General features: G+C 62.0%; 11 protein-coding genes and 1 tRNA gene. 1 reads left to right on the top strand and 11 read right to left on the bottom strand.

Going from position 1 to position 15719, the window contains the following annotated elements; translation table 11 throughout:
- Window positions 1-64 precede the first annotated feature (64 nt).
- Window positions 65-1912 (bottom strand): DNA helicase RecQ, encoded by a 1848-nt coding sequence (recQ, locus tag O1Q03_RS33920; protein ID WP_269509227.1) that lies wholly within the window; start codon window positions 1910-1912, stop codon window positions 65-67.
- Between recQ and O1Q03_RS33915 the strand changes: the two genes are divergently transcribed.
- Window positions 1911-2078, top strand: coding sequence for a hypothetical protein (locus O1Q03_RS33915; RefSeq protein WP_269509225.1), 168 nt, complete (start codon window positions 1911-1913; stop codon window positions 2076-2078). The genes recQ and O1Q03_RS33915 overlap by 2 nt on opposite strands.
- An 81-nt stretch (window positions 2079-2159) precedes the next feature.
- Here O1Q03_RS33915 and rpoC read toward each other — a convergent pair whose 3' ends face one another.
- The 10 genes from rpoC to tuf all read right to left on the bottom strand — a co-directional run.
- On the bottom strand, window positions 2160-6401 hold the full coding sequence (gene rpoC / locus O1Q03_RS33910) for a DNA-directed RNA polymerase subunit beta' (protein ID WP_269509223.1): 4242 nt from the start codon (window positions 6399-6401) through the stop codon (window positions 2160-2162).
- Between the two features lie 21 nt (window positions 6402-6422).
- Complete coding sequence (gene rpoB, locus O1Q03_RS33905; RefSeq protein WP_269509221.1) at window positions 6423-10529, bottom strand: DNA-directed RNA polymerase subunit beta; 4107 nt, start codon at window positions 10527-10529, stop codon at window positions 6423-6425.
- 376 nt (window positions 10530-10905) lie between these two features.
- On the bottom strand, window positions 10906-11280 hold the full coding sequence (rplL, locus tag O1Q03_RS33900) for a 50S ribosomal protein L7/L12 (protein WP_009687178.1): 375 nt from the start codon (window positions 11278-11280) through the stop codon (window positions 10906-10908).
- Window positions 11281-11343: 63 nt separating this feature from the next.
- On the bottom strand, window positions 11344-11841 hold the full coding sequence (gene rplJ / locus O1Q03_RS33895; protein WP_021161756.1) for a 50S ribosomal protein L10: 498 nt from the start codon (window positions 11839-11841) through the stop codon (window positions 11344-11346).
- Window positions 11842-12149: 308 nt separating this feature from the next.
- Window positions 12150-12848 carry a 50S ribosomal protein L1 gene (rplA, locus tag O1Q03_RS33890; protein WP_017333534.1) on the bottom strand — a complete coding sequence of 233 codons (699 nt, stop codon included), beginning with the start codon at window positions 12846-12848 and terminating at the stop codon, window positions 12150-12152.
- Complete coding sequence (gene rplK, locus O1Q03_RS33885) at window positions 12849-13280, bottom strand: 50S ribosomal protein L11 (protein ID WP_006753591.1); 432 nt, start codon at window positions 13278-13280, stop codon at window positions 12849-12851.
- 140 nt (window positions 13281-13420) lie between these two features.
- Window positions 13421-13978, bottom strand: coding sequence for a transcription termination/antitermination protein NusG (nusG, locus tag O1Q03_RS33880; RefSeq protein WP_006400672.1), 558 nt, complete (start codon window positions 13976-13978; stop codon window positions 13421-13423).
- Between the two features lies 1 nt (window position 13979).
- On the bottom strand, window positions 13980-14360 hold the full coding sequence (gene secE, locus O1Q03_RS33875; protein WP_006482892.1) for a preprotein translocase subunit SecE: 381 nt from the start codon (window positions 14358-14360) through the stop codon (window positions 13980-13982).
- Window positions 14361-14402: 42 nt separating this feature from the next.
- Window positions 14403-14478: transfer RNA gene (locus O1Q03_RS33870), tRNA-Trp, on the bottom strand.
- Between the two features lie 59 nt (window positions 14479-14537).
- Window positions 14538-15719 (bottom strand): elongation factor Tu (tuf, locus tag O1Q03_RS33865; protein ID WP_269509219.1); only part of this gene is annotated, 1182 nt, incomplete at its 5' end.

Here is a 15719-nt window from a genome sequence, read left to right as displayed (position 1 = left end):
GCGTGATTTGCCGGCCGCGCGGGCGGTTTACCGAAAGGGTCGAAACCGCTGTGAGCCGCACACATCACGCCGATTCGACGACGTCGATGATCTCGTCGCCGAAACGCTCGAGCTTGCGTACGCCCATACCGGGGATGTGGCGCAGGTCGTCGATCGTCTCGGGCGCGTTGCGCGCGATCTCGGCGAGCGTCGCGTCGTGGAAGATCACGTAGGCCGGCACGCCGTCGGATTTCGCGGTTTCCGCACGCCACGCACGCAGCGCGTCCCAGCGGGCGCGCTCGCGCGTGCCCATGCCGGCCGTCGGGTCGACGCGCGTGCCGCTGCGGCTCGACGACTGGCGCGTGCGCTGCGGCTTCACGTAGCGGCGCAGCGTGACCTTCTCCTCGTTCTTCAGCACCGGCTTCGCGGCCTCGGTCAGCATCAGCGCGCCGAAGCCGCCATGGTCGACCGCCAGATAGCCGGACGCGACGAGTTGCCGGAAAATCGCACGCCATTCGGGCTCGGACAGCGACGCGCCGATCCCGAACGTGCTCAGCTGGTCGTGGCCACGCTGCAGCACCTTCTCGGTGCGGCCGCCGCGCAGGATCTCGATCAGATGGCTCGAGCCGAAATTGAAGCCGCTCGCACGCTGCGCACGAAACACGCACGACAGCGCCATCTGCGCTTCGCGCGTCGCGTCCCATGAATCGGGCGGCTCGAGGCATGTGTCACAGTTGCCGCACGGCTGGCTCGCCTCGCCGAAATAGTTCAGCAGCCGCACGCGCCGGCACGAGATCGTCTCGCACAGCCCGAGCAGCGCGTCGAGCTTCGCCGTCTGCACCCGCTTGTGCGCGTCGTCCGCATCGGACTCGTCGATCATCTTGCGCTGCTGGACGACGTCGCCGAGGCCATACGCCATCCACGCGTTCGCCGGCATCCCGTCGCGACCCGCGCGACCGGTTTCCTGGTAGTAGCCTTCGACGCTCTTCGGCAAATCGAGGTGCGCGACGAAACGCACGTCGGGCTTGTCGATGCCCATACCGAACGCGATCGTCGCGCACATCACGATGCCTTCCTCGCGCTGGAACATTTCCTGGTGCTTCTGCCGCACCTCGAATTCCATGCCCGCGTGATACGGCAGCGCACGCACGCCCTGCGCCTTCAGCCATTCGGCCGTTTCCTCGACCTTGCGGCGCGACAGGCAGTACACGACGCCCGCGTCGGTCGTGCCGTCCGCGTTCGTGTGCTCGGCGCGGATGAAATCGAGCAGCTGCGAACGCGCGTTGTCCTTTTCGACGATCCGGTAGCGGATGTTCGGCCGGTCGAAACTCGATATGAACACGCGCGCATCGTCGAGCGCGAGACGATGGATGATCTCGTCGCGCGTGATCGCGTCCGCAGTGGCCGTCAGCGCAATGCGCGGCACCGACGGGAAACGCTCGTGCAGCACCGACAGCTGGATGTATTCGGGACGGAAGTCATGGCCCCACTGCGACACGCAGTGCGCTTCGTCGATCGCGAACAGGCCGATCTTCGCGCGCTCGAGCAGCTCGAGAAAGCGCCCGGTCATCAGGCGCTCGGGCGCGACGTACAGCAGGTCGATCTCGCCTTCGCGCAACGCGCGCTCGGTTGCCGCGGCCTCGGCGCCCGACAGCGTCGAGTTCAGGTAAGCCGCACGCACGCCGACTTCGCTGAGCGCGGCGACCTGGTCCTGCATCAGCGCGATCAGCGGCGACACGACGATGCCGGCGCCCTGCCCGGCCTCACGGCGCAGCAGTGCCGGAATCTGATAGCACAGCGACTTGCCGCCGCCCGTCGGCATCAGCACGAGGCAATCGCCGCCGCCGGCGACGTGCTCGACGATCTCGCCCTGCTGGCCGCGAAATGCGGAATAACCAAAGACTTCGTCGAGGATTTCGAGGGCGCGGGACATGAATGAGAACGAGGACGGCGGAACGATGACCGCGATTTTAACAACCCGCTCGCACGACGCGCGGCGAATCGCTCAACGTTGGCCGATCGGACAGGGTTCGCGCACGCGCATGACGGTCCTGCCGCAACCGTGCGACAAGCCCGTCATGCGCGTGAACGACGGATAAAAAAAACCGCCCGGGTGGAACCGGGCGGTTTCGATGACAGCGAGTGCAGCAGCGTGAGGCGGCTCGCGCCGCCCCCACCGCTTACTCGGCTGCCGGGTGTTGCGGCTCTTCGGCCGGCGTGCTCGGCGTACCGAAGTCGAATGCCTCTTCCGCTGCGATCTGGTCGAAACGCTCGCGGTCGGACATTTCCTTCGCCTTGCGTGCCTTGTGGAACGCGAGACCCGTACCGGCCGGGATCAGACGGCCGACGATCACGTTTTCCTTCAGGCCGCGCAGATCGTCGCGCTTGCCCATGATCGCCGCTTCGGTCAGCACGCGGGTCGTTTCCTGGAACGATGCCGCGGAGATGAACGAGTCGGTGGAAAGCGACGCCTTCGTGATACCGAGGAGCACGTTGTCGTACGACGCCGGGCGCTTGCCCTCGGCGATCATGCGATCGTTCTCGTCCAGCATGTCGGAACGCTCGACCTGTTCGCCCGGGATGAAGCGCGTATCGCCGTTGTCGGTGATCTGCACACGACGCAGCATCTGGCGAACGATCACCTCGATGTGCTTGTCGTTGATCTTCACGCCCTGCAGACGGTACACGTCCTGCACTTCGTCGACGATGTAGCGCGACAGCGCCTCGATACCCTGCAGACGCAGGATGTCGTGCGGATCGGCCGGACCGTCCACGATCATTTCGCCCTTGTTGACGACCTGGGCATCGTGGACCAGAACCTGCTTTTCCTTCGCGATCAGGAACTCGTGCTGATTGCCTTCGAGGTCCGTGATGACGAGACGCTGCTTGCCCTTCGTGTCCTTACCGAACGACGTCGTACCGGTGACTTCCGCGAGAATGCCGGCATCCTTCGGCGAACGCGCTTCGAACAGTTCCGCCACCCGCGGCAGACCGCCGGTAATGTCACGCGTCTTCTGCGCTTCCGTCGGGATACGTGCGAGCACTTCACCCACCTGCACCTGCTGGCCGTCCTTCACGGTGATCAGCGCGCCGACCTGGAAGCCGATCTGCACTGCGTGCTCCGTGCCCGGGATCTTCACTTCTTCGCCGTTCGCGTCGAGCAGTTTCACCTGCGGACGCACGCTCTTCGAAGCTTGCGAACCACGACGCTTCACGTCGATCACGACCAGCGTCGACAGGCCGGTCACGTCGTCGATCTGCTTCGCGACGGTCACGCCTTCCTCGACGTTCTCGAACTTCACCGTACCACCGTACTCGGTGATGATCGGACGCGTCATCGGATCCCACGTGGCCAGCTGCGTGCCGGCCTTGATCGTCGCGCCGTCGAGCTGCAGCAGCGTCGCGCCGTACGGGATTTTGTGACGTTCGCGCTCGCGGCCGATATCGTCGGTGATCAGCGCCTCGCCCGAACGCGAAATGACGATCTGCTCGCCCTTCGCGTTGGTGACGTAACGCATCGTCGCCGTGAAACGCACGATACCGTTGCTCTTCGCTTCGACCGACGACGCCACTGCCGCACGCGATGCCGCACCACCGATGTGGAACGTACGCATCGTCAGCTGCGTGCCCGGCTCACCGATCGACTGTGCCGCGATCACGCCGACTGCTTCGCCGACGTTCACGAGCGAGCCGCGGCCGAGGTCACGGCCATAGCAGGCCGCGCACAGACCGTAACGCGTTTCGCAGGTCAGCGGCGTGCGCACGCGCACTTCGTCGATGCCGAGGCGTTCGATTTCCTCGACCGCCGTTTCGTCGAGCAGCGTGCCCGATTCGTACAGCGTTTCCTGCGTTTCCGGGTTCACGACGTCCGCGACCGCGACGCGGCCGAGGATACGGTCGCGCAGCGCTTCGACGACTTCACCGCCTTCGACGAGTGCCTTCATCGCCACGCCGTTCGACGTGCCGCAATCGTCTTCCACCACGACCAGATCCTGCGTGACGTCAACCAGACGACGCGTCAGGTAACCCGAGTTCGCGGTCTTCAGTGCCGTATCAGCCAGACCCTTACGTGCACCATGGGTCGAGATGAAGTACTGCAACACGTTCAGGCCTTCGCGGAAGTTCGCGGTAATCGGCGTCTCGATAATCGAGCCGTCCGGCTTCGCCATCAGGCCACGCATACCGGCCAGCTGACGAATCTGAACCGCCGAACCCCGGGCGCCCGAGTCGGCCATCATGTAGATCGAGTTGAACGACTCCTGGCGCGTCTCGTTGCCGTCGCGGTCCGTCACCGGCTCCGTCGACAGCTGCTCCATCATCGCCTTGCCGACCGCTTCCGACGTCGCCGACCAGATGTCGACCACGTTGTTGTAGCGTTCCTGCGCGGTGACGAGACCCGACATGTACTGGCGGTCGTACTCCTTCACCTTCTTCGCGGCGTCGCCGACGATCGTTTCCTTCTGCGGCGGCACGAGCATGTCGTCCACGCAGATCGAGATGCCGGCGCGCGTCGCGAGACGGAAACCCGACTGCATCAGCTGGTCGGCGAACACCACCGTCGCACGCAGACCGCACTTGCGGAACGCCGTGTTGATCAGGCGCGAGATTTCCTTCTTCTTCAGCGGCTTGTTCAGCACCGAGAACGGCAGGCCGTGCGGCAGGATCTCCGACAGGATCGCGCGACCGACGGTCGTCGCGTACAGCGAGATCTTCGGCACGAATTCCGGCGCGCCTTCCGACGTGTCTTCATTGCGGACCATTTCGGTGATCCGCACGTTGACGCGCGAGGCCAGCTCGACTTCCTTGTTCTCGTACGCGCGGATCACTTCCGACACGCCCGTGAACGACAGGCCTTCGCCCTTGCCGTTGATCGCTTCGCGGGTCGCGTAGTACAGACCCAGCACGATATCCTGCGACGGCACGATCGACGGATCGCCGTTGGCCGGGAACAGCACGTTGTTCGACGCCAGCATCAGCGTACGCGCTTCCATCTGCGCTTCGAGCGACAGCGGCACGTGAACGGCCATCTGGTCACCGTCGAAGTCGGCGTTGAACGCCGCGCAGACGAGCGGGTGCAGCTGAATTGCCTTGCCTTCGATCAGCACCGGCTCGAACGCCTGGATACCGAGACGGTGCAGCGTCGGCGCACGGTTCAGCATCACCGGGTGTTCGCGGATCACCTCTTCGAGGATGTCCCACACCACCGGCGTCTGGTTCTCGACTTCCTTCTTCGCGGCCTTGATGGTCGTCGCGACGCCCATCACTTCCAGCTTGTTGAAGATGAACGGCTTGAACAGCTCGAGCGCCATCAGCTTCGGCAGACCGCACTGGTGCAGCTTCAGCGTCGGGCCGACCACGATGACCGAACGGCCCGAGTAGTCGACGCGCTTGCCCAGCAGGTTCTGACGGAAACGACCGCCCTTGCCCTTGATCATGTCGGCGAGCGACTTCAGCGGACGCTTGTTCGCGCCCGTCATCGCCTTGCCGCGACGACCGTTGTCGAGCAGCGAGTCGACGGCTTCCTGCAGCATCCGCTTTTCGTTGCGGACGATGATTTCAGGCGCCTTCAGCTCGAGCAGACGCTTCAACCGGTTGTTACGGTTGATCACGCGGCGATACAGGTCGTTCAGGTCCGACGTCGCGAAACGGCCGCCATCCAGCGGCACGAGCGGACGCAGTTCCGGCGGCAGCACCGGCAGCACTTCGAGGATCATCCACTCGGGCTTGATGCCCGAGCGCTGGAATGCCTCGAGGACCTTCAGGCGCTTCGCGTACTTCTTGATCTTCGCTTCCGAGCCGGTGTTCTTCAGCTCGGTGCGCAGCGTCTCGACCTGCTCGTCGATGTTGATCGCGCGCAGCAGTTCACGCACGCCTTCCGCGCCCATTTCGGCACGGAATTCGTCGCCGTATTCCTCGACCTTGTTGTAGTAATCCTCTTCGGTCATGATCTGCCGCGCCTTCAGCGGCGTCATGCCCGGTTCGATCACCACGTACGCTTCGAAGTACAGCACGCGTTCGATGTCGCGCAGCGTCATGTCGAGCACCATGCCCAGACGCGACGGCAGCGACTTCAGGAACCAGATGTGCGCGACCGGCGAGGCCAGCTCGATGTGGCCCATGCGTTCGCGACGCACCTTCGCCAGCGTCACTTCGACGCCGCACTTCTCGCAGATCACGCCGCGGTGCTTCAGGCGCTTGTACTTGCCGCACAGGCACTCGTAGTCCTTGATCGGCCCGAAGATCTTCGCGCAGAACAGACCATCGCGTTCCGGCTTGAACGTACGGTAGTTGATGGTCTCCGGCTTCTTCACTTCACCGAAGGACCACGAACGGATCTTGTCCGGCGAGGCCAGACCGATCTTGATCGCGTCGAAAACTTCTTCCTGTTGGACTTGCTTGAATAGATCGAGCAGAGCTTTCATTGCCTTCTCTCCGTAGTCCGATTAATTGCGGTCGAGATCGATGTCGATACCGAGCGAGCGGATTTCCTTCACCAGCACGTTGAAGGATTCCGGCATGCCTGCATCGATCACGTGATCGCCCTTGACGAGGTTTTCATAAACCTTGGTCCGGCCATTCACGTCATCCGACTTCACCGTCAGCATTTCCTGCAGCACGTAGGACGCGCCGTACGCTTCGAGTGCCCACACTTCCATTTCACCGAAACGCTGGCCACCGAACTGCGCCTTACCACCCAGCGGCTGCTGCGTGACGAGCGAGTACGGGCCGGTCGAACGCGCGTGCATCTTGTCGTCGACCAAGTGGTGCAGCTTCAGGTAGTGCATGTAGCCGAGCGTCACGCGACGTTCGAACATCTCGCCCGTGCGGCCGTCGTACAGGCGGACCTGGTTCTTCGACGGGTTCATGCCGAGCTGTTCGGCGATCTCGTCCGGGAACGCGAGGTCGAGCATCTTGCCCATTTCTTCCTCGGTCGCACCGTCGAACACCGGCGTCGCGAACGGCACGCCTTCGCGCAGATTCTTCGCGAGTTCGAGGATCTCGTCGTCGGTGAAGCTTTCCAGATCTTCCTGGCGGCCCGACTCGTTGTAGATCTTCGTCAGGAACGTGCGCAGTTCCTCGATCTTCGCCTGACGCTGCAGCATTTCGCCGATACGCCAGCCGAGGCCCTTCGCGGCCCAGCCGAGGTGCACTTCCAGAACCTGACCCACGTTCATCCGCGACGGCACGCCAAGCGGGTTCAGCACGACGTCTGCCGGACGGCCATCGGCCATGTACGGCATGTCTTCGATCGGGACGATCTTCGACACGACACCCTTGTTACCGTGACGGCCTGCCATCTTGTCGCCAGGCTGCAGACGACGCTTCACCGCGAGGTACACCTTGACCATCTTCAGCACGCCCGGCGGCAGTTCGTCGCCTTGCGTGAGCTTCTTGCGCTTCTCTTCGAACGCGAGGTCGAACTGGTGACGCTTCTCTTCGATCGAGTTCTTGATCGCTTCGAGCTGCGCCGCTGCTTCGTCTTCCGCCAGGCGGATGTCGAACCAGTGGTAGTGGTCGAGGTCTTCCAGGTAAGCCTGGTCGATCTTCGTGCCCTTCGCGAGCTTCTTCGGACCGCCGTTCGCTACCTTGCCCACCAGCATGCGTGCGAGACGCTGGAACGCGTCGCCTTCCACGATGCGCAGCTGGTCGTTCAGGTCGAGACGGTAGCGCTTCAGTTCGTCGTCGATGATCTGTTGCGCACGCTTGTCGCGCTGGATGCCTTCACGCGTGAACACCTGGACGTCGATCACGGTGCCGTTCATGCCCGACGGCACGCGCAGCGACGTGTCCTTCACGTCCGAAGCCTTCTCGCCGAAGATCGCGCGCAGCAGCTTCTCTTCCGGCGTCAGCTGGGTCTCGCCCTTCGGCGTGACCTTGCCGACCAGCACGTCGCCCGCTTCGACTTCAGCACCGATGTACACGATGCCCGATTCGTCGAGACGGCCGAGCTGGACTTCCGCCAGGTTCGAGATGTCGCGCGTGATTTCTTCCGGCCCGAGCTTCGTGTCGCGTGCAACGACGTTCAGCTCTTCGATGTGGATCGACGTGTAGCGATCGTCCGCGACCACCTTCTCCGAGATCAGGATCGAATCCTCGAAGTTGTAGCCGTTCCACGGCATGAACGCGATCAGCATGTTCTGGCCGAGCGCGAGCTCGCCCAGGTCCGTCGAGGCGCCGTCGGCCAGCACGTCGCCGCGCGAGACCTTGTCGCCCATCTTCACGATCGGACGCTGGTTGATGTTCGTGTTCTGGTTCGAACGCGTGTACTTGATCAGGTTGTAGATGTCGACACCGACTTCACCTGCGACCGCTTCGTCGTCGTTCACGCGAATCACGATACGGCCTGCGTCGACGTAGTCGACCACACCGCCGCGGAACGCCTGAACCGTCGTACCCGAGTCGACCGCGCAGGTGCGCTCGATGCCCGTACCGACGACCGGCTTTTCCGGACGCAGACACGGCACGGCCTGACGCTGCATGTTCGAACCCATCAGTGCACGGTTCGCGTCATCGTGCTCGAGGAACGGAATCAGCGAGGCTGCAACCGACACGATCTGCGACGGCGCGACGTCCATGTACTGGATACGATCCGGCGTGACCATCATCGTTTCGCCGGCTTCACGCGACGACACGAGTTCGTCGATCAGCTGGCCGTTCTCGTCGATCGCGGCGTTCGCCTGAGCGATCATGTAGCGGCCTTCCTCGATCGCCGACAGGTAGTCGATCTGGTCGGTCACCTTGCTGTCCACGACCTTGCGGTACGGCGTCTCGAGGAAGCCGTACTCGTTCAGGTGCGCGTACAGTGCGAGCGAGTTGATCAGACCGATGTTCGGACCTTCCGGCGTTTCGATCGGGCACACGCGGCCGTAGTGGGTCGGGTGCACGTCGCGGACTTCGAAGCCTGCGCGCTCGCGCGTCAGGCCGCCCGGGCCCAGCGCGGAAACACGGCGCTTGTGCGTGATTTCCGACAGCGGGTTGGTCTGGTCCATGAACTGCGACAGCTGCGACGAACCGAAGAACTCGCGGATCGCCGACGAAATCGGCTTCGAGTTGATCAGGTCGTGCGGCATCAGGTTTTCGCTTTCGGCCTGGCCGAGGCGTTCCTTGACCGCGCGCTCGACACGCACGAGACCCGCGCGGAACTGGTTTTCCGCCAGTTCGCCGACGCAACGCACGCGACGGTTGCCGAGGTGGTCGATGTCGTCCACTTCGCCCTTGCCGTTGCGCAGCTCGACGAGGATCTTGATCGTCGCGAGGATGTCGTCGTCCTGCAGCGTCATCGGGCCGACGATCTCGTCACGGCCGACGCGGCGGTTGAACTTCATACGGCCGACCTTCGACAGGTCGTACGCTTCTTCGCTGTAGAACAGACGATTGAACAGCGCCTCGACCGCTTCTTCGGTCGGCGGCTCGCCCGGACGCATCATGCGGTAGATCGCGATGCGCGCGGCCGTCTTGTCGGTCGTTTCGTCGACACGCAGCGTCGACGAGATGTACGGGCCCTGGTCCAGATCGTTCGTGTAGAGCGTCTGGATGTCCTTGATGCCCGCTTCGCGCAGCTTCTCGAGCACGCTTTCCGTGACTTCGTCGTTCGCGCTCGCGATCACTTCGCCGGTGTCGCCGTCGACGACGTTCTTCGCCAGCACGCGGCCGAGCAGATAGTCTTCCGGCACCGAGATGAACTTGGTCTTCGCGGCTTCGAGGTCGCGAATGTGCTTCGCGTTGATCCGCTTGTCCTTCTGGACGATGACCTTGCCGTCGCGATCCGTGATGTCGAAACGCGCGACTTCACCACGCAGGCGCTCGGGCACGAACTCGAGTTGCGCGCCTTCGTCCATCAGCGTGAAGTTGTCGAACACGAAGAAGTTCGCGAGGATCTGTTCCGGCGTCAGGCCGATGGCCTTCAGCAGGATCGTGACCGGCATCTTGCGGCGACGGTCGACGCGGAAGTACAGGATGTCCTTCGGATCGAATTCGAAGTCGAGCCACGAGCCGCGGTACGGAATGATCCGTGCCGAGAACAGCAGCTTGCCCGAGCTGTGCGTCTTGCCCTTGTCGTGTTCGAAGAACACGCCCGGCGAACGGTGCAGCTGCGAGACGATGACACGCTCGGTGCCGTTGATGACGAACGAGCCCGTCGGCGTCATGAGCGGCATTTCGCCCATGTACACTTCCTGCTCTTTCACTTCCTTGACGACCGGCTTGTTCGGCGATTCCTTGTCGAGGATGACAAGGCGGACCTTCGCGCGCAGCGCGGAGCAGTACGTCAGGCCACGCTGCTGGCATTCCTTGATGTTGAATGCCGGCGCGGACAGCGCATAGCTCACGAACTCGAGGCGCGCGAAGCCGTTGTGCGAAACAATGGGAAATACCGATGTGAATGCGGCCTGCAAACCTTCAGGCTTGCGTTGCGTCGCCGGCACATCAGCTTGCAGAAACGTGCTGAATGATTCAAGCTGGGTGGCCAGCAAGAACGGAACTTGGTGAACGATGGGGCGCTTCGCGAAACTCTTGCGAATGCGCTTCTTCTCGGTGAAGGAATATTGCATACGATCTCCGAATCACGGCGGGTGCTGTCGAGGCGGGATACCTGGACGTTTCAAACCCGAGTGTTCACCGACTGAGACCCGATGGCCGCCCGATGGCTTGAACGAGCCGAGAAGCTTGGTGGTTGGCCGCTACCAACCGCTGGCTGACGGCAGCGGATGCCTGTGTTGCCCGCTACCCGACCAAACTTGCCTTCTGCAGTCGCTTCAGAAGACAAAGAGAAGCGCCAATCGCGACACTGACAACGATTTGGCGGTTTTCTTTGGCCTCTGGGGCCGATTATTCGGGCTCCCGAATGAGTGCCAGAATAACGTCCCCACAAAGCACAAAAAGGCCGGCGGTGAAAATACCGCCAGCCTTCGCACAGCGCGTCGAAACTTACTTGACTTCGACCTTCGCGCCTGCGTCTTCCAGCTTCTTCTTGGCTTCTTCAGCAGCAGCCTTGTCGACGCCTTCCTTGACAGCCTTCGGTGCGCCGTCAACGACGTCCTTCGCTTCCTTCAGGCCCAGGCCCGTCAGTTCGCGAACTGCCTTGATGACTGCAACCTTGTTGCTGCCTGCTTCAGCCAGGACGACCGTGAATTCGGTCTTCTCTTCTGCTGCAGCAGCTGCGCCGCCGCCTGCCGGGCCAGCGACTGCCACTGCAGCTGCCGACACGCCAAACTTCTCTTCGAACGCCTTGACCAGTTCGTTCAGTTCCAGAACGGTCATCCCTTCGACTGCTGCCAGGATGTCTTCTTTTGCGATTGCCATTTGAAATACTCCTAAATTGAATTCGGATACAGCCAGCGATCAGTAACGCTGATGCACGTTCGCTTACGCAGCTTCCGCTTGCTTCTTCTCGGCCAGCGCGGCGAGAGCACGCGCGAAGCCCGAAACAGGCGATTGCATAACGAACAGCAGCTTCGAGAGCAGTTCTTCGCGGCTCGGGATGCTTGCCAGCGCTTGCACGCCAGCCTTGTCCATCACCTTGCCATCGAACGAACCAGCCTTGATGACCAACTTGTCATTGCTCTTGCTGAAGTCGTTGACGACCTTAGCAGCAGCAATTGCATCTTCCGAGATGCCGTAGATCAGCGGACCAGTCATCTGCTCTGCCAGCGGAGCAAAGGGCGTACCTTCAACAGCGCGACGCGCCAGCGTGTTCTTCAACACGCGCAGGTAAACCTGTTGCTCACGCGCTTTCGCGCGCAGCTTGGTCAGATCGCCAACCGCAATTCCACGATACTCAGCCAGCACAACGGTCTGGGCCTTCGCGACTTGCGCGGAAACCTCAGCGACGACGGCTTGCTTGTCTTCTCTATTAAGCGGCACGGTTAGCCTCCAGAAACGATACGTTCGGCGCGGCCGGCATGGCCGAAACCTCACGTACCTCGTTCAACAACGGCGTCCGACCTCGTTAGGAGTATTTCCACCTCACGCCATGAATTGCTTCACGACCTGCGGCTTCACCACTGCAAAACTTTTTCGGGTTCGCCATCTGCGTTGGCTTGAATTAAGGAATCGCCTGCCTGCTGCGTCCCACCAACGGTCTTTGATAACCGGTTGCCCGCCCCACTGCACGAACAACCGCCCAAAGCCCATGTAGGCCGCTTCGCGAACGAAACGGCCCGAATACTTGCTTACTGTGCTGCCAGCGTAGCCTGGTCGACACGCACGCCAACGCCCATCGTGCTCGACAGTGCGATCTTGCGCAGGTACACGCCCTTGCTCGTTGCCGGCTTCGCCTTCTGCAGCGCTTCGATCAGCGCCGACAGGTTCGAACGCAGCGCGGTCGATTCGAACGATGCACGGCCGATGGTCGCGTGGATGATACCGGCCTTGTCGACACGGAATTGCACCTGACCAGCCTTCGCGTTCTTGACGGCGGTTGCGACGTCCGGCGTGACCGTACCGACCTTCGGGTTCGGCATCAGGCCGCGCGGGCCGAGGATCTGGCCGAGCGTACCGACGATACGCATCGTGTCCGGCGAAGCGATCACGATGTCGAAGTCCATCTGGCCAGCCTTGATCTGCTCAGCCAGGTCTTCCATACCGACGATTTCCGCGCCTGCTGCACGAGCTTGCTCGGCCTTTTCGCCTTGCGCGAACACAGCAACGCGAACCGACTTGCCCGTACCTGCCGGCAGAACGACCGAACCACGAACGACCTGGTCCGACTTCTTTGCATCGATGCCGAGCTGAACTGCGACGTCGATCGACTCGTTGAACTTCGCGCTCGCGCATTCCTTCACGAGTGCCAGTGCGTCTTCGATCGCGTACAGCTTCTGACGGTCGACCTTGGCAGCAAATGCCTGACGGCGCTTGGAGATCTTAGCCATTTACACGCCCTCCACAGTGATGCCCATCGAGCGTGCGCTACCAGCGATGGTGCGAACGGCTGCGTCCAGATCAGCTGCCGTAAGGTCCGGCATCTTGGTCTTCGCGATTTCTTCGGCTTGAGCGCGCGTGATCGAACCGACCTTGTCGGTGTGCGGCTTGCTCGAGCCCTTGTCCACCTTCGCCGCCTTCTTGATCAGGACGGTCGCCGGCGGCGTCTTCATCACGAACGTGAAGCTCTTGTCAGCGAATGCCGTGATGACCACCGGCACCGGCAGACCCGGCTCCATGCCTTGGGTCTGCGCGTTGAACGCCTTGCAGAACTCCATGATGTTCAGGCCGCGCTGGCCCAGTGCCGGACCGACCGGCGGCGACGGGTTGGCTTTACCTGCAGGGATCTGCAGCTTGATAAAGCCGACAATCTTCTTTGCCATTTGAAAACCTCGTTGGAACGCCAGACGGCGTTCGGTGAGTGATAACGCGCGTTCGCCGTTGGCTACTGACGCTCCTCAACGGCCATGACGCGGACCGTAAGCGCGAAGGTGGGCAGCCGAGGCTGCCCACCGAATCGGGATCAAACTTTTTCGACCTGACCGAACTCGAGTTCGACCGGGGTGGAGCGGCCAAAGATGGTGACCGACACACGCACGCGCGATTTTTCGTAGTTGACTTCTTCGACCGTGCCGTTGAAGTCCGTGAACGGGCCTTCCTTGACACGCACCATCTCGCCAACCTCGAACAGGGTCTTCGGGCGCGGCTTCTCAACGCCTTCCTGCATCTGCGACATGATCTTTTCGACTTCCTTCGGGGAAATCGGAGTCGGGCGGTTACGTGCGCCGCCGACGAAACCGGTGACCTTTGCCGTGTTCTTCACGAGGTGCCACGTTTCGTCCGTCATTTCCATTTCGACCAGCACGTAGCCGGGGAAGAAACGACGCTCGGTCACAGCCTTGTGACCGCCTTTTACTTCGACCACTTCTTCGGTCGGGACCAGGATCTGACCGAATTTGTCCTGCATGCCAGCACGTTCGATGCGCTCCTGAAGCGCACGTTGCACGCTCTTCTCCATGCCGGAGTAGGCGTGCACGACGTACCAACGCTTTCCGCTCGGGGATGCCGGAGTATCGCTCATATCATTTCCAACCCAGAATCGCCGAGAAAATCACCCATTCGATCGATTTGTCACTCAACCAGAGGAAAATCGCCATCACGAGCACGAAACCGAACACGACGAGTGTGGTTTGCGTTGCTTCCTTGCGGGTGGGCCAAACGACCTTGCGGACTTCCTTGTACGAATCCTTGGCAAACGCGATGAGGCTCTTGCCAGGTGCGGACATCAGCCCGACGGCCACGCCGGCGATGATACCTACCGCCAACGCGGCACCGCGGACATACCACTGCTGGTTGGCCAGCCAGAAGAAGCCCACGAATCCGGCCAAGACCAGCAATACGCCCAGGGCCAGCATCAGCTTATCGCCGGAGGTATTTACAGTTTCGACGGATGGATTCGCCATAACACCTTAAAACAAATGCCACGTGTGGCACGTGGCGATTTTTGGCAGGGGCAGAGGGAATCGAACCCCCAACCTTCGGTTTTGGAGACCGACGCTCTGCCAGTTGAGCTATACCCCTAAACCATGTTGGGACTGGCTGCTGCCAGCCCCAAAACTGTCGATCAACGAATAACTGGCTTACTCGATGATCTTGGCGACGACGCCGGCGCCGACGGTACGGCCGCCTTCGCGGATGGCGAAGCGCAGACCTTCTTCCATCGCGATCGGCGCGATCAGCTTCACCGTGATCGACACGTTGTCGCCCGGCATCACCATTTCCTTGTCCTTCGGCAGCTCGATCGAGCCCGTCACGTCCGTCGTACGGAAGTAGAACTGCGGACGGTAGTTGTTGAAGAACGGCGTGTGACGGCCGCCTTCGTCCTTGCTCAGCACGTACACTTCAGCCGTGAAGTGCGTGTGCGGCGTGATCGAACCCGGCTTCGCCAGAACCTGGCCACGCTCCACGTCTTCACGCTTCGTGCCGCGCAGCAGGATACCGACGTTGTCGCCTGCCTGACCTTGGTCCAGCAGCTTGCGGAACATTTCAACGCCCGTGCAGGTCGTCTTCACCGTCGGCTTGATACCGACGATTTCGATTTCCTCGCCGACCTTCACGACGCCGCGCTCGACACGACCCGTCACCACCGTACCACGGCCCGAGATCGAGAACACGTCTTCCACCGGCATCAGGAACGCGCCGTCAACTGCACGCTCCGGCGTCGGGATGTACGTGTCCAGTGCGTCTGCCAGGCTCATGATCGCCACTTCGCCCAGCTCGCCCGTGTCGCCTTCCAGCGCCAGCTTGGCCGAACCCTTCACGATCGGCGTGTCGTCGCCCGGGAAGTCGTACTTCGACAGGAGTTCGCGAACTTCCATCTCGACCAGCTCGAGCAGTTCAGCGTCGTCCACCATGTCGCACTTGTTCAGGAACACGATGATGTACGGAACGCCAACCTGACGCGCCAGCAGGATGTGCTCGCGCGTTTGCGGCATCGGGCCGTCTGCTGCCGAGCAAACCAGGATCGCGCCGTCCATCTGCGCTGCGCCCGTGATCATGTTCTTCACATAGTCAGCGTGGCCCGGGCAGTCGACGTGTGCGTAGTGGCGGTTAGCCGTTTCGTACTCGACGTGTGCCGTGTTGATCGTGATGCCGCGCGCCTTTTCTTCCGGTGCCGCGTCGATCTGGTCGTACGCCTTCGCTTCGCCGCCGAACTTCTTCGTCAGAACCGTCGTGATCGCTGCCGTCAGCGTCGTCTTGCCGTGGTCAACGTGACCAATCGTACCAACGTTGACGTGCGGCTTGGTCCGCTCAAATTTACC

Source organism: Burkholderia sp. IMCC1007 (assembly GCF_027257875.1).
Lineage (GTDB): Bacteria > Pseudomonadota > Gammaproteobacteria > Burkholderiales > Burkholderiaceae > Burkholderia.
Note: the sequence above shows the minus strand (reverse complement) of the source record. Positions and strands in the feature narration are given on the sequence as shown.

Bases quoted from the DNA above. Each gene is read 5' to 3' on its own strand.
- O1Q03_RS33915 (WP_269509225.1), top strand. From the start codon at position 1,911: ATGAATGAGAACGAGGACGGCGGAACGATGACCGCGATTTTAACAACC.
- recQ (WP_269509227.1), bottom strand. From the start codon at position 1,912: ATGTCCCGCGCCCTCGAAATCCTCGACGAAGTCTTTGGTTATTCCGCA.
- rpoC (WP_269509223.1), bottom strand. From the start codon at position 6,401: ATGAAAGCTCTGCTCGATCTATTCAAGCAAGTCCAACAGGAAGAAGTT.
- rpoB (WP_269509221.1), bottom strand. From the start codon at position 10,529: ATGCAATATTCCTTCACCGAGAAGAAGCGCATTCGCAAGAGTTTCGCG.
- rplL (WP_009687178.1), bottom strand. From the start codon at position 11,280: ATGGCAATCGCAAAAGAAGACATCCTGGCAGCAGTCGAAGGGATGACC.
- rplA (WP_017333534.1), bottom strand. From the start codon at position 12,848: ATGGCTAAGATCTCCAAGCGCCGTCAGGCATTTGCTGCCAAGGTCGAC.
- rplK (WP_006753591.1), bottom strand. From the start codon at position 13,280: ATGGCAAAGAAGATTGTCGGCTTTATCAAGCTGCAGATCCCTGCAGGT.
- nusG (WP_006400672.1), bottom strand. From the start codon at position 13,978: ATGAGCGATACTCCGGCATCCCCGAGCGGAAAGCGTTGGTACGTCGTG.
- secE (WP_006482892.1), bottom strand. From the start codon at position 14,360: ATGGCGAATCCATCCGTCGAAACTGTAAATACCTCCGGCGATAAGCTG.